Origin of the sequence: Paraferrimonas sedimenticola (assembly GCF_002282855.1) — a bacterium.
In the GTDB taxonomy this organism is placed as follows: Bacteria; Pseudomonadota; Gammaproteobacteria; order Enterobacterales; family Shewanellaceae; genus Paraferrimonas; species Paraferrimonas sedimenticola.
The window spans coordinates 1-14,184 of the sequence record NZ_NRIR01000008.1 but is presented as its reverse complement, the minus strand read 5'-3'; the positions used below and the strand labels follow the sequence as shown (position 1 = coordinate 14,184).

Genomic DNA, 14,184 nt, shown 5'->3' with positions numbered 1-14,184 from the left:
CCATGCCTGAATCGGCGTTGACCAGCGCGCAACAAATGCTGCAGCGAACCTTACTGGCCAAGGTCTATGACGTAGCTGAGGTGACTCCGCTGCAAAGTATGACCAAGCTAGGTCAACGCTTAGGGCTTGAGGTGCAACTTAAGCGCGAAGATTGCCAACCGGTTCACTCGTTTAAATTGCGCGGTGCCTACAACTGCATTGCTCACTTATCTCAAGCTCAGCTTGATGCTGGTGTGGTGGCTGCATCTGCCGGCAACCACGCTCAAGGGGTGGCGCTGGCGGCCAAGTCGCGTGGCTGTTCGGCGGTGATTGTAATGCCCACCACCACGCCAGACATCAAAGTCGATGCGGTTGTGAACCTAGGTGCCGAAGTGGTGCTGCATGGCGACAGTTTCGATCAGGCCAATGCTCATGCCAAGTCACTGTCTGAACAACAAGGCCGTAGTTACATTCACCCCTTTGACGATCTCAACGTCATTGCTGGGCAAGCCACCGTGGCCCAAGAAATGGTGCAGCAAAACCGTCAGCTTCAGTTGGTATTTGTGCCGGTCGGCGGCGGTGGGCTTGCGGCGGGTATGGCGGCTTACTACAAAGCTCTGCTACCTCATGTGAAAGTGATTGGGGTCGAGTCGCAAGAGTCGGCCTGTTTGCAGCAAGCCCTTAATGCTGGCGAGCCGGTGGATCTATCTCAAGTGGGTTTGTTTGCCGACGGTGTTGCGGTCAAGCGCATTGGCGAGAAGACCTTTGCATTGGCACAAGAGTGCTTGGATAGCGTGGTGACCGTTACTTCCGATGAAATCTGTGCTGCGGTAAAAGACATCTTTGAAGATACTCGAGCCATTGCTGAGCCATCGGGAGCACTGGCTTTAGCTGGACTAAAGCGCTATTTGGCCGAAACCGATGAAGAGTATCAGCAGGCGGCGGCGGTGCTTTCTGGTGCCAATGTCAATTTCCACAGTTTGCGTTACGTTTCCGAGCGCTGCGAGTTGGGCGAAGGCCGCGAGGCGGTATTAGCGGTGCAAATCCCCGAACGTCCCGGCAGCTTTTTGGCCTTTTGCCAAATGCTCGGCGGCCGCGCGGTGACCGAGTTTAACTATCGTTTTTCCAGTCGTGAACAAGCGCAAGTGTTTGTCGGGCTTAGAACCAGCCCTGAGCAGTCGGGACTGCAAGATCTGATTGAGCGTTTGCAGGCGGCGGATTATCGCGTGTTGGATCTCAGCCAAGACGAGATAGCCAAACAGCACATTCGCTACATGGTTGGCGGCCGACCGCCGGTAGAAATCAAAGAGCGTTTGTACAGTTTTGAATTTCCCGAGCATCCCGGAGCCTTGGAGCGCTTTTTAACCACCCTTGGCGGGCGCTGGAATATCAGTTTGTTTCACTACCGCAATCACGGTGCTGCCTTTGGTCGCGTGCTAGTGGGTTTTGAAGTGCCAGACGCTGAGCAAAGCGCGTTTCAGCAGTTTTTAACAGAGCTCGGATTGGTCTATCAAGACGAGAGCACCTCACCCGGATATCAAGCGTTTTTGAGTTAATCGCATCGCTCAAAAAAGCGACATTTTTCTTGAGCTGAATCAAGTCCCTAGCTGCACGAGTTTCTATACTGGTTCTAGTTGTTGCGATTTGAGATCTCAAGGAGGCCCCTCATGTCCGATTATGGAACTCGCCAACTGAGGAATATCGCTCTGCTCGGACACTCCGGCAGTGGCAAATCCTCTCTACTTGAAGCCCTGCTATACGCGGCGCAAGCCATCCGCAGTCGAGGCAGGGTCGACAAAGGTACTAATCACGCGGACTTCACCGCGCAAGAAAAAGCACATCATCACAGTCTCGAACCATCCTTCCTAAACCTCGATTATCACCACTGCCACATTAACTTGATTGACACCCCAGGACTGCCGGACTTTTTCGGTCGCGCTATGTTGCCCTTACCTGCGGTAGAGTCTGTGTTGCTGGTGATAAATGCCGGACAGGGTATCGAAGCGGTAACCCAGCGCGCCTTTGAAGAGGCCAGACGTCAGGGTAAAGCGATTTTGATGGTGATAAACCACATCGACGGTCATCCAGACAAGTTGCCTGAGTTACTGGCACAAATTCAGCAGCGATTTGGCAGTCGCTGTTTGCCAGTTAATTTGCCTACACAAAATGGCGTCGCCGATTGCTATTTCGCCCCTGAAGCGCAAAGTACACCGCTGTTTGGCAATGTGATGGAATGCCATGACGCGCTGGTGGACGTGGTGGTCGAGGAAGACGATGCGCTGATGGAGCTGTATCTCGAGCAAGGTGAAAATCTTACCGAGCAGCAGTTGCATGCACCGCTGGAATTGGCACTAAAAAGCGGTCATCTGGTGCCCGTTTGCTTTGCCAGTGCCGAGCAAGACATAGGTATTGAAGCGATATTGCAGTTGATGGAAATGCTGTTGCCTAACCCGTTTGAAGGTACCCATCCGCAGCTGTATCAGGGCGATGGCGAGAGCGTCGAGGTCGAAGATTTACTGCCGGATGTAGATGCGCCCGCGTTGGCCCATGTTTTCCGCATCAATATCGACCCTTACGTGGGTAAAGTGGCGGCATTGCGGGTTATTCAAGGCAAGATCCAAAATGGTGACAAGCTGTTTGTCGGTGATGAGCGCAAGCCAATTAAGGTAAACCACATTCTACGCCTACAAGGAGCAAAGCAGGTCGAGGTCGAACAGGCCGTGGCCGGTGATATCGTCGCTCTGACTAAAATCGATGCGCTGCATGTGGACGCCATAGTTCACGCCAGCCACGATGCTGACGATTGGCATCCTCGCCAATTGCGCTTCCCGCAACCTTTGTACGGCTTAGCGCTAACGCCCAAACGTCGCGGCGATGAGCAAAAAATTGCCGAAGTACTGGGTAAGTTGGTGAGCGAAGACCCTAGCTTGCAGGTCAGTCACAGCGAGCGCGACCATCAAATGGTGTTAAGTGGCTTGGGCGATATGCACGTGCAAGTAGCCTTGGAAAAAGCCCATGATACCTTCCATTTGGACATGGAAACCTCTGAGCCAAGTGTCGCTTATCGCGAGACCATTCAAAAACCCGCTAAGGCCAAATATCGCCATAAGAAACAGTCCGGTGGTGCCGGTCAATTTGGCGAAGTGGAGATTCAAATCGAACCTCTGGCGCGCGGCGCGGGTTTTGAGTTTGTCAGTAAGGTGGTTGGCGGTGCGGTTCCCGGGCCTTTCATCCCGGCAGTGGAGAAAGGGGTTCGCGAAGCCATGGCTCAAGGTGTGGTCGCCGGCTTCCCGCTGCAAGATGTGCGGGTGACTTTGCTCGATGGCAAGCACCACAGTGTCGATTCGAAAGAGATTGCCTTTGTGATGGCGGGTAAGAAAGCCTTCCAAGAGGCCGCTCGCTTGGCCGATGCGGTGATCCTTGAACCGATTGTGGAGCTTAAAGTGACCGTACCTCAGCAGCGTCTGGGAGACATCACTGGTGACTTGAGTGCCAATCGCGCCATGGTCTGTGGTACCGAAGCGAAGGCCAATCAAAAGGTCGATATTAACGCCGAGGCACCATTGGCAACCTTGTCGGATTACGCCACTCGGTTGAAGTCGATGACAGGTGGTGAGGGCTTGTTTGAAATGAGCTTTAACCGCTACGACATAGTGCCTGAAACGGTGCAGCGAGACTTGCAACAACAAGACTAGTTGGACTGCTTCGCACTTTAACCACAACATGAGCCGCTTTAGCTTTAGCGAGTGCTATAGTTAGTCTTTAAGTAATGGTCTAGTTTGAGGTAAAGATGACCACCGAAGACAGCACTCGCTTGGCTATACAGCCAACCATAATCACTTATCAACGCGTTTCTACTGAACGACAGGTGAGCGGTACGGGTCTGCAACAACAGCGCGACCAAGCGTTGCTAGAACGCCTGTCTGAACAGCATGGACTACCCATCGATAACCGAGTGTTTTCCGATGAGGGTAAGTCTGCGTTCAAGGGAGACAACCTAAAAGAAGGCTCAGAGTTAAGCAGAATTTTGAACCTGTTGCACAGTGGTGAGATTGCACAAGGCTCAATTCTGGTTGTGACAAATGCCGACCGGTTAAGCCGCCAAAAGGTGTATGACTCCGTACCTATGCTGATGAGCATAATCAACGCAGGACTGCGCATTTACACCTCAATGGACAACCACCTGTATGACAATACCAAAACGCTGACCGACCCAACATCAGGGCTAACAGATATCATTAAAATGGCATTGTCACTAGATTTGGCGCACCAAGAATCTGCTAAAAAATCTGAGCGGATTACGCAGGCAGCTAGACTTCGCATTCAAGAGTCGCAAGCAGGACTCGACGTTGATGAAGACGGATACCGAAAGGCAGTGGTAAACGGCAATAGCCATCCTTTCTGGGTAACGGCCAAGAGTGGCTATGTTAGACCGTCAAAGCTGTTTGATGCAGCTCAGTGGGCAGCGCAGCAATACGCCCAAGGCGTGACGATTGATGAAATAGTCACTCAACTTAAACGGGACTACCCAAGTAAACCATGGTCAACTAGAGGGATGCAGAAGTTCTTCGGGACCGGTAGAGCTATGATTGGCGAGCACCGTATCAACCTCAAAGGGGAAAGCCACACCATTACTGGGTATTACCCAAGGCTGCTGACCGAAGAAGAGTTTGAGAGGTTTCAGGCTAGACGAATAGAGCGTTCAGTTAAACGAACTAGCGCTAAGTTCTACAACCCATATGCTGGCCTTTTTGTCTGCGCTGTTTGTGGCTCGAATATGGTCAGTAACTTTAGAGTCGTCCCACCCAATTCCGTTGACTCAAAACCTACCGGTAAGATTGTGTACCGCTGCGCCTCAGGTTTTAAACACCTCAGGGCAACTGATGCAGAGATGAAGACGTGTAAAGGAGGTGGAGCCAGTAGCGACAGGCTTGACCATGCCTTGTGTGTGCTGGGTAAAACAATTGACTTGATACCTAATCGAGACGGGATGACTCAGGCGCAGATTAATAGCGAAATCACAAAACTTGATACATCCATCGACCGCTTAGTGGAGCAAATAGTTCAGCAACCATCAAAAGGACTTGAGGCGGCACTGCTTCGACTGGAAGCTAAGAGAGCAGAGCTTGAAATCATGGAACCAACTAATATTGACGTCCCACAGTTAAAGATTGACTGGAACGCGCTCGACATGGGCAAGGTGGTTGACGCCTCTCAAACTCAAGAGAGAATTGAGTTCAACCGACTACTGTGTCAGACGTTCAGCAAAATTGTGATTGAGAAACCGAGTAAGTTCACGATGCTGGTCAAGGCCACAAGAAAAGACAATGGGGAAGTGGAATCCATCGAGGTTAAAGGACGGACTAAGTTGAAGTGGTCTAGGCCGGAGTAAAGACTTCAATCCTGTCTGGATTTCGTCACCATCACAAAAAAGTAGACAGAATCCTGTACAGAGTAGACACAGGGGCAACCATCACGGAAGCCCCTTTGTTTCGTCTAGAGTAGCCAGAATCAGATGTTGCTATCAGGAATGACTGTACCATGAGCAACAGGTCGAACAGAGCCAGGCTCATTACCCTCCCATCCAAAGACTACGCCTTGATTATCACGGTACAGTCAGGTCAGATAATATCAGCGGCTGATACCTAACCATGCCAGTTACGGCCCGCGTCATTTTGGTTTCGATTTTAGAGTTAGCTACTACAACAACACTTCACCAGTATCAGGACAGCGAGGAGCCACAAACTCGGGCTCAGGGTCATACTTATCTTTGAGTTGGCTATACAAACGCTTCTCTGTCACTGGGTCTAATCGGTCAATCAAGGCTTGGTCAGCGGTCTTAGTAAGACAGAACAGCATTTTAGCAGTTTCTTGTTCAACTAGTTGCTTACGCTGGAACTCAATCAGGGCTTCATTATGTCGGGTCACAGATTCTTGAAACTCTGGTTTCTGTCGTTCTTTGGCAGCGGCTTTGGATACCTCGACACGGCGTAAGATGCCCAACTTGTAAAAGCCGTTAATCAACAGTTCGGCGGATGCGTTATCCAAGTCTCGGACTTCACGGAGTATAGAGTTAACGGTCTCAATATCAGCCTTAATACGATGGCGTTGACCATCAGACAAACCATTTTCAAAGTCGCGCTTTTGGCCTTGAGCCTCTGCGTAACGAGGCGGAACAGGCAAGCCATTCTCAACCAAGAATCGGTAAACAGTGTACCGAGCTTTGATAGCGTTATCTGTTACATCACCACCGCCGAACAGCTCAAACAAATCGTCGCGAGTTAGACCGTCAGCACAGCCTTTACGCAAGAAGTGCCAAACCATGTGCTCACGCTGCCTCTTATCTACCAACGCATTGGTTATATTGCGAAAATTAGATAATGAGGCGTCACGATTTACATCTGAAAGGGTCTTGTCGTGATGTACTTCAGCTAGAACAGGTACATCGTTACGGGAGCAAGCTTCTGCACGGTGATGGCCATTAACAAGATGGAAGTCACCCTGCACACAGTAGACCAAGATTGGCTCTTTCTGCTCCTCTTTTCGTAACTGCTCGACAGTTGTATCGTCCAAGTATATTGAGCCGTCAGGCAAGAATCCGCGGGCTTGATTAGGAATCAGTGTACTTGGATTCAGACTTACGATTTTTGTTGTCATTCTTTCGAATCCTCCTATAGTCGGCCAGCTTTATCTTGAGCTAGCCTTGTCAGTTTTTTTGCATAAAAAATCCACCTCCAGAGTATGTCAGGAAGTGCGCCGGTTAATTTGAGACGTTTTAATTTAGCTTGACCTTATGGTCAACTACCATTAGATACTAGTAGGAATTATTGTTCAATGGCGAGGTTCACACTTCTGGAGCTTTCTCTAATTTAAGGCCTGTGATTAGTTTTTGGGATGGTGCGTGTGCGCGTGATGGGAGGATTTTTCAAGGGGGGTGGAGATATAAAATTTATATCAAAGATGCCTTAATAGCAGGGGCTAGGAGGCGATTTCTAACGTTTGGAGTATACGAGAGCACTTCGGAAATGCGAGTAAACAAGTAGGACTACCCGTCTACCCGCTGCCGTTTCTGTTAGTAGCGAGCCTCTATACCAAGGCTGTCTAGGTGGGATTTGGTAGCTTCGTCGAGTGGATTACCCCTCAGGTCGACCCATATTAGGGATGGATGATTGTCAAAGCGTACGGATTCTATCTGGCCGTCGTTAACCTGAAAGTGGGTTAGATAAATGTTGTTGCTGGGGTCAACCAATGCCAATGGCGAGCGACTTACAGCTACGCTTTCTAGGTTGGAAGCTACGGATGTATCCAGACTCGTTAGTTGGGATTCATAGATAGTGATTCTCTCTAGTTCAGTGGCTTGGGAAAGCGAAAGAGTGCTCAGTGCTGAGTCCCAAATAGTCATGCTCCTAACTTCTGGATTGTACTTTAGGTCAAGCGTTTCGATGGTAGTCCCTCGTAGGTGAAAATCATCGATTGCCGTAGCCCCGCTCAAGTCAAGGTTTTTTAGTCTGCTGTCTATGTCTTCAGACTCTAAGTGAACGACACTTAGGTACTCTAGAGCTGGGTTGTCGCCAAGAATTAGCTTATCAAGCGTGTAATTCCTTAGCGAAAACCTTGTGATTGTCGTAAGCCCACTTAGGTCGAGTGCGTCACTACTGTGAGTACCGTGGCTGATATACACAGACTTCAAGTTTGGCAACTGGTTTAGCTCTAGCGGGTTTTCAAGCACTCCGCAATCAAATGAATAAATGTCTTCAATAGAGGTATGGTGTAACAGAGAGCTCTCCAAGCAGGCTTGCATTTCTGGGTTGGTAAAAGAGGCACCAACGTCGGGCGATTCATCGCTTGAGTCGGAGCAGCCTGCGAGGGTGATTCCAAGAATAATGGGGGTGAGCAGCTTCATATTGGCGTATGTTTTCATACAGCTAAGTCCTTCTTAACATTATGATTCCTTTCAAGTTCGATAATATAGCTTCCACCTTTTTAGTTCAATATTTAATCAGCTTAGGTTTGTTGGAGGAAGGCCATGAGTTAGCAATAGGCAGGTTAAGGACAAGATTATATTTTTACTCCCCTCCGGTGTGTGGACCGCTCGTTTGGGTGTTTGGCCAAACCGAAATGGGGGTACGGGGGTGCTTTAGATTAGCTCATGAGTTTTGACGATTACTTTGAGTTACAATGCGTTAAAGCGAGAGTAAATAGTGACCGTTTGATGATTTTAAATACTAACTTTGACATGCGGCTTGCCTGAAGCGGCTCGCTTGTTACCCTCGCTGTAAAGACGCAGCGTTTAGCTCGCTCGTTTGGTTTGCGACCCGTTTGATTTGCAACCCGTTTGTTTTGCGACCTGTTTGGTTTGCAAAAGAATAAGGAAAATGGAGACCCCCAATGATCTCAGCACCTAGTATTAAGCCTTTCTTTCCACCTCAACGCACGCTTATGGGCCCAGGCCCGTCCGATGTGTATCCGCAGGTGGTACACGCGCTGTCCAAACCGACCATTGGCCATCTCGACCCTGAATTTATTCGTATGATGGACGAGCTAAAAGCATTGCTGCAATACGCCTTTCAAACCCAAAATCCAATGACGCTGGCGGTATCTGCGCCGGGCTCAGCCGGCATGGAAACCTGTTTCGTGAACCTAGTGGAACCAGGCGATACCGTGATTGTGTGCCGCAACGGCGTGTTTGGCGAGCGCATGCGCCAAAACGTTGAGCGCGTGGGCGCCACACCTGTGGTGGTGGACAACGCTTGGGGCGAGCCGGTTGACCCTACGGCGGTTGAAGCGGCGCTAAAAGCACACCCTGAGGCCAAGTTCGTGGCCTTTGTGCACGCTGAGACCTCTACCGGTGCGCTGTCGGATGCCAAAACCTTAGCTGCGTTGGCGCGTCAGTACGACTGCTTGTCGATTGTGGATGCGGTGACCTCCCTTGGAGGTGTGGAGCTTAGAGTGGACGAGTGGGGTATTGATGCCATTTATTCGGGCTCGCAAAAGTGTTTGTCCTGTGTGCCGGGTTTATCGCCGGTATCCTTTAGCGATCGCGCGGTGGAGCAGATTAAAGCACGCAAGTCGCCATGTCAGAGTTGGTTCTTAGACCAATCCTTGGTGATGGGTTATTGGAGCGGCGATGGCAAACGCAGCTATCACCACACGGCGCCAGTGAATGCGCTTTATGCTTTGCACGAATCGTTACGCTTGTTAGCTGAAGAAGGTTTAGAGCAAGCCTGGGCGCGTCATAAAGCTCAGCATCAGGCCTTGGCAGCTGGCTTGGCCGATTTGAATATCGAGTTCATTGTGGAAGCGGATTACCGCTTGCCTCAGTTGAACACGGTTAAGGTCCCCGGTGGTGTCGATGACGCTGCGATTCGAGGGCGCTTGCTCAACGAATTCAATTTAGAAGTTGGTGCGGGGCTTGGCGATTTGGCGGGTAAAGCTTGGCGAATCGGCCTGATGGGCTATGGCGCTCGCTCCGAGAACGTGGCGCTTTGCCTTCAGGCCTTAAAGCAGGTACTGCGCTAGGCTAATTAAGCTCGTTGCGGCAGTTGCAATTGCAACTGTCGCCACAGCTGTTGTTGCTGTTGTAGGGCTTGTTTTAACTGAGCCAATTTTTGTTGGCTGTCCTTGCCTAACTTTTCGCGCTTGGCCTGGTAGTAAGCGGTTAGGCGCTCCACCAACACCTCATACTCGGCTTCCAACACCTCTAGTAGACTCTGATCACCCAGCTTGCGGGCTAATTCGGTTTGGCGTTGCAGCTGCATTTTGGCTTTCGCGGCTTCGATGCGCTCTTGCGGCGTGCGACGTAATTTGTTGGCCAGCCCTACTTTAGATAATGCCCAAATCAACCACTTGGTTGGATCGAACTGATACCAACGAATGCCGTTGCGGTAGTCGTACTCGAAGATGTGGTGGAAGTTGTGATACCCCTCGCCGAAGGTCAGCAAGGCCAGTAGGTCGTTGTCCATGGCGGTGTTGCGAGCCGTGTATGGCTGACGCCCCCAAATGTGGGCCAGAGAGTTGATAAAAAAGGTGCTGTGATGGACCAAGAACAAACGGGTGACACCGGCCAGAATCAGCATGCCTAGAACTGAACCTGTGAAGTACCCTATGATCATTGGCAGCAAAATGTTCATAAAAAAGGCGAGCTTCAAGTAGTGCTTGTGTTGCCACTGCACAATCTTATCTTTTTTCAGGTCTTTGCAATTGCTGTAGTCGTGGTAAATCTGCGAGTGATATTCGCGGATCATCCAGCCAATATGACTGTAGAAAAAGCCCATCTTGGCTGAGTAAGGGTCTTTTTCATTATCGTCCACGTGCTTGTGGTGACGGCGGTGATCCGAGCTCCAATGCAGCGCACTGTTTTGCAACGCCAATGCACCACCCAATGCAAACACAAAGCGCACTACAGGGTTGGCTTGATAGGCCTTGTGTGACCAGAGGCGATGATAGCCGGCGGTAATCGACAAGCCGCTCATCAGAATAAAGGCGACAAACACGCCTATTTCTATGCCGCTAAATCCAACTTGATAGGCCCACATAGGCGCGCCGACTAGAGCAATAAGTGCGCTACCTATGAAGATAAACAGGTTGAGCCAAATCAGCGGGGGTTTTTTCATTTTTATATGCCTTTCTATTTAAGCTTACAACTGTAAGCCTAATCTAGGCAGCTGAGCTCACAATAGCAAGTACTAACCTGATCTCAGTCGCATTTTTTAGCGGCTGAAATTAACTGCCGCTTACGCTATCATCTTGAGCGAAATGGCATTATTTAGGACGAGACATGGGTGTAAGAGCGCAACAAAAAGAAAAAACACGGCGGGCACTAGTCGACGCTGCGTTTAACCAATTAAGCGCCGAAAGAAGTTTTTCGTCTTTGAGCTTACGCGAAGTCGCCCGCGAGGCCGGCATTGCGCCCACCTCTTTTTATCGCCACTTTAAAGACATGGACGAGCTAGGACTGACCATGGTGGACGAAGGTGGATTGACACTGCGCCAGTTAATGCGCAAAGGTCGTCAACGCGCAGCCAGTGGTGGCAGTGTTATTCGCAACTCCGTCGAGACCTTTATGGAAGTGCTCGACTCTAACCCCAACGTATTTCGAATTCTATTACACGAACGTTCTGGTACCACTCCAGCATTTCGCGCCGCGGTCGCGCGAGAAATTGGCCACTTCATTGCCGAGCTGGCCCACTACATTGAACAACAAGCGGAGCGTCCCAAAGACATCGCCTGGGCACAAGCCGAAGCGCTAGTAACCTTGGTATTTCACTCGGGAGCGGAAGCGCTGGATATGAAAGCGGCGCAACGCAAACCCATCAAAGAGCGATTGGTGCTGCAGTTGCGCATGGTGGCTAAAGGCGCTGAGGCACTAAGTCCTAAGCACTAAGCCCTAAACACTAGTGGTTAGCTGGCTTTGCGCTTAAGCCAAACACCCACTTCTTTATGGTGGGTGTAGGGGAACTGGTCAAACAAAGCAAAACGATGAATTTCGTGAGTCTTGCTTAGAGTGTTCATATTGTCTGCCAGCGTATCTGGGTTACAGGAGATATAGACAATATTGTCGTACTGGTTCACTAGCTGGAGTGACTCGTCGTCGATACCGGCGCGCGGTGGGTCGACCAAAATGGTATTACAGTCGTAGCTTTTCAGATCCACGCCTTTCAAGCGATTGAACTCGCGAACCCCAGCCATCGCCTGGCTAAAGTCTTCTGCTGACATGCGAATAATAGTGACGTTGTCGATCTTGTTTTCGGCAATGTTGTACTGAGCCGATTCAACCGATGGTTTGGCTAACTCGGTGGCTAGCACTCGGTCGAAGTTTTTGGCCAAGGCCAAACTGAAGTTGCCGTTGCCGCAGTAGAGCTCGAGTAAGTCACCCTTACTGTCGCGGGTACAATCGATGGCCCACTCCAGCATTTTGACGGCGACTTTGCCGTTGGGTTGGGTAAAGCTGTTTTCCACCTGCTGATAGACAAGCTCCTGCCCATCGACATTAAGGCGCTCTACCACGTAATCGCGATCCATAATGACCTTTTGCTTACGGGCGCGGCCAATCAGGTCAATGGTGAACTCTTTGCTCAATTGCTCTTTAAGAGCGCGAGCTTCGCGCTCCCACTCGGCATCCAACGGCTTGTGGTAGAGCAGGCTTACCAAAATCTCACCGCTCAGGGTCGACAAAAAATCCACCTGGAATAGCTTGCGGCGCAGTACTTCGTTAGGGCGCAAAGCTTCAATCAGCTTGGGCATTAGCTGATTTATCAGCGCCGATGCAGGCAAGTATTGGTCGCAACGTACTTTCTGCTGTTTGGCTTTGTCGAACATGATGTAGAACAGGTCATCGCCTTCGTGCCAAACACGAAACTCGCTGCGCATGCGATAGTGCTCAGGCTCAGAGGCAAATACCTCTAGCGCTGGTGGCCGAAAATCGGCGAATTGATCGCGGACTTCCTCAGCTTTTTGCTCGAGTTGAGTTTGGTAGTTGGCTGGATTGAGATCGTCTAAATTCATGGTGGTTTAAGCCGTCGACAGAATGTGCTGGCGAATACTAGCGAATGGTTAGTGTTTGTCCAGTGTTAGATTGCGCTTTGTATCCTGTCTAAAGCTGTGGAAAAATGACGGGCAATCAATAATTGTGCAGGAAGCATCAGTGTCCGCTCCTATATTGGTATTCGATTCCGGCGTGGGTGGTTTATCCATTGTAGCCGAGATCCGCAGCCAACTGCCTAAGCTCGATATCCACTATCTGTTTGACGATGCCCGTCTGCCCTATGGTCGATTGGCCGAAACTGAATTGGTGGATGGTTGTGTCGAGCTAATATGTAAAGCGGTCGATAACACTCGAGCCGGTATGGTGGTCGTCGCTTGTAATACGGCGTCCACATTAGTGTTGCCAAGTTTACGCGAGCGACTGGCCATTCCTGTGGTTGGAGTGGTACCTGCTATCAAACCGGCAGCGGCTCTCACCCAAAATCATTCGATTGCGGTTTTGGCAACCTTAGGAACCATCAAGCGCGATTACACCCAACAGTTAATAGAAGACTTTGCCAACGGCTGTAAGGTGCACTTATTTGCCGCGTCCGAAATGGTGGCTATGGCCGAAGCTAAGCTGGCAGGCGAGCCGGTGAACATGGTTGAGCTTGAGATGATACTGAGCAATGTTCGCAACTCTGGTGCCGATACTTTGGTGTTGGGATGTACCCACTTTCCAGTATTAAGAGATGAAATAGCCAGTGTGCTTGGTGAAGAGACTCGCATTGTGGACTCGGGGCGTGCGATTGCTAATCGGGTTGCGGCGCTATTAGTGGATACGGATGCTGAGAACTTTGGCTTTAATAAGAGATTCGAGTTTTCCCATACTCGAGCTGAATTGCCGCCAGCACTCAATACCTATTTAAAGAGTTACGCCTCTTAAAAACAAACAAGCGCCATAAAGGCGCTTGTTTTCATTAGCACTGAGGCTTATTTACTATCGCTGTCTTGCGACTTGGCTTCGCGAACTTTCAAAGTGCGTTCTTGGAAAATGAAGTCGTTGAGTTTACTCATCGCCTTTTTAGCACCGTCTTCGTTCATCTCGACAAAACCAAAGCCTTTACGGCGTCCAGTCTTGCGATCGCGAACTAAGCGTACCGACTGAACCGAGCCGTAGCTTGCGAAAAGGGCTTTAACTTCCCCTTCGTGTACACGGTAAGGCAAGTTACCAACGTAAAGGGTCATGCTGTTCTGTTCAGCGACATCGGTTGAACTGGTGAATTGGTAAACCAACGCCGTTACTACGGCGCCAAGGGCAAAGGCTAAAGCGGCAGATGATAGAAGACCGGTAAAATGGATCACGGCTGCGCCGATCACCGCGAGGATCCCTGCAATCAACAATGGTTTCGCCATTATTATTTCTCTTATGTTGTTATTGTGTGGCAGCGCTTTCAAGATTCTGTTGCGCAATCTAGGATACTAATAAAAATTGGGCCTTGGCTCTAGTCTCAACGGTCAAAAACCCGTCAAATTTTGTGCTTTTGTCCAATAAACCAAGAACGATAGTTCAATATTTCAGCAAAACGGCCGTTGGATCCCCGGTTTTGAGCAAAAGATCGCCAAGCGATCTTTTTTCTTGAAAAAGGGGTTGCGCGCAAATCTGAGCTCCCTATAATGCGCATCCACTGACACGGCAGAGCAGCTTCGCAAGGCGATTGCAGCAGGGTCTAGAACCTAGTT

At 50.1% G+C, this 14,184-nt stretch carries 11 protein-coding genes; 6 read left to right on the top strand and 5 right to left on the bottom strand.

The window, feature by feature from the left end:
* Positions 1 to 2 precede the first annotated feature (2 nt).
* The 3 genes from ilvA to CLC93_RS13840 all read left to right on the top strand — a co-directional run bounded on the left by ilvA (position 3) and on the right by CLC93_RS13840 (position 5,371).
* On the top strand, positions 3 to 1,535 hold the full coding sequence (gene ilvA, locus CLC93_RS13850; protein ID WP_095506581.1) for a threonine ammonia-lyase, biosynthetic: 1,533 nt from the start codon (positions 3 to 5) through the stop codon (positions 1,533 to 1,535).
* Positions 1,536 to 1,646: 111 nt separating this feature from the next.
* Positions 1,647 to 3,674: an elongation factor G gene (gene fusA / locus CLC93_RS13845; RefSeq protein ID WP_095506580.1), complete on the top strand. Its 2,028-nt coding sequence runs from the start codon at positions 1,647 to 1,649 to the stop codon at positions 3,672 to 3,674.
* A gap of 95 nt (positions 3,675 to 3,769) precedes the next feature.
* Positions 3,770 to 5,371 carry a recombinase family protein gene (locus CLC93_RS13840; protein ID WP_095506579.1) on the top strand — a complete coding sequence of 534 codons (1,602 nt, stop codon included), beginning with the start codon at positions 3,770 to 3,772 and terminating at the stop codon, positions 5,369 to 5,371.
* A 308-nt stretch (positions 5,372 to 5,679) separates the two neighbouring features.
* Here CLC93_RS13840 and CLC93_RS13835 read toward each other — a convergent pair whose 3' ends face one another.
* Entirely contained in the window at positions 5,680 to 6,636 is a 957-nt protein-coding gene (locus tag CLC93_RS13835; protein WP_095506578.1) for a ParB N-terminal domain-containing protein, read from the bottom strand.
* Between the two features lie 415 nt (positions 6,637 to 7,051).
* Entirely contained in the window at positions 7,052 to 7,900 is an 849-nt protein-coding gene (locus CLC93_RS13830) for a leucine-rich repeat domain-containing protein (protein ID WP_095506577.1), read from the bottom strand.
* A gap of 467 nt (positions 7,901 to 8,367) precedes the next feature.
* Here CLC93_RS13830 and CLC93_RS13825 point away from each other — a divergent pair, with 467 nt between their 5' ends.
* A complete protein-coding gene (locus tag CLC93_RS13825; protein ID WP_095506576.1) occupies positions 8,368 to 9,498 on the top strand; it encodes a pyridoxal-phosphate-dependent aminotransferase family protein in 1,131 nt (376 codons plus the stop codon).
* Positions 9,499 to 9,503: 5 nt separating this feature from the next.
* Here CLC93_RS13825 and CLC93_RS13820 read toward each other — a convergent pair whose 3' ends face one another.
* Positions 9,504 to 10,592, bottom strand: a complete 1,089-nt coding sequence (locus CLC93_RS13820) for an acyl-CoA desaturase (protein ID WP_095506575.1) — start codon at positions 10,590 to 10,592, stop codon at positions 9,504 to 9,506.
* Positions 10,593 to 10,756: 164 nt separating this feature from the next.
* Between CLC93_RS13820 and fabR the strand changes: the two genes are divergently transcribed.
* Positions 10,757 to 11,362 carry an HTH-type transcriptional repressor FabR gene (fabR, locus tag CLC93_RS13815; protein ID WP_095506574.1) on the top strand — a complete coding sequence of 202 codons (606 nt, stop codon included), beginning with the start codon at positions 10,757 to 10,759 and terminating at the stop codon, positions 11,360 to 11,362.
* 17 nt (positions 11,363 to 11,379) lie between these two features.
* Here fabR and trmA read toward each other — a convergent pair whose 3' ends face one another.
* A complete protein-coding gene (gene trmA / locus CLC93_RS13810; RefSeq protein WP_095506573.1) occupies positions 11,380 to 12,483 on the bottom strand; it encodes a tRNA (uridine(54)-C5)-methyltransferase TrmA in 1,104 nt (367 codons plus the stop codon).
* 139 nt (positions 12,484 to 12,622) lie between these two features.
* Here trmA and murI point away from each other — a divergent pair, with 139 nt between their 5' ends.
* Positions 12,623 to 13,387, top strand: coding sequence for a glutamate racemase (gene murI / locus CLC93_RS13805; protein WP_095506572.1), 765 nt, complete (start codon positions 12,623 to 12,625; stop codon positions 13,385 to 13,387).
* A gap of 47 nt (positions 13,388 to 13,434) precedes the next feature.
* Here murI and CLC93_RS13800 read toward each other — a convergent pair whose 3' ends face one another.
* A complete protein-coding gene (locus CLC93_RS13800) occupies positions 13,435 to 13,857 on the bottom strand; it encodes an RNA recognition motif domain-containing protein (protein WP_095506571.1) in 423 nt (140 codons plus the stop codon).
* Positions 13,858 to 14,184 lie beyond the last annotated feature (327 nt).

Bases quoted from the DNA above. Each gene is read 5' to 3' on its own strand.
- ilvA (WP_095506581.1), top strand. From the start codon at position 3: ATGCCTGAATCGGCGTTGACCAGCGCGCAACAAATGCTGCAGCGAACC.
- fusA (WP_095506580.1), top strand. From the start codon at position 1,647: ATGTCCGATTATGGAACTCGCCAACTGAGGAATATCGCTCTGCTCGGA.
- CLC93_RS13840 (WP_095506579.1), top strand. From the start codon at position 3,770: ATGACCACCGAAGACAGCACTCGCTTGGCTATACAGCCAACCATAATC.
- CLC93_RS13835 (WP_095506578.1), bottom strand. From the start codon at position 6,636: ATGACAACAAAAATCGTAAGTCTGAATCCAAGTACACTGATTCCTAAT.
- CLC93_RS13830 (WP_095506577.1), bottom strand. From the start codon at position 7,900: ATGAAAACATACGCCAATATGAAGCTGCTCACCCCCATTATTCTTGGA.
- CLC93_RS13825 (WP_095506576.1), top strand. From the start codon at position 8,368: ATGATCTCAGCACCTAGTATTAAGCCTTTCTTTCCACCTCAACGCACG.
- CLC93_RS13820 (WP_095506575.1), bottom strand. From the start codon at position 10,592: ATGAAAAAACCCCCGCTGATTTGGCTCAACCTGTTTATCTTCATAGGT.
- fabR (WP_095506574.1), top strand. From the start codon at position 10,757: ATGGGTGTAAGAGCGCAACAAAAAGAAAAAACACGGCGGGCACTAGTC.
- trmA (WP_095506573.1), bottom strand. From the start codon at position 12,483: ATGAATTTAGACGATCTCAATCCAGCCAACTACCAAACTCAACTCGAG.
- CLC93_RS13800 (WP_095506571.1), bottom strand. From the start codon at position 13,857: ATGGCGAAACCATTGTTGATTGCAGGGATCCTCGCGGTGATCGGCGCA.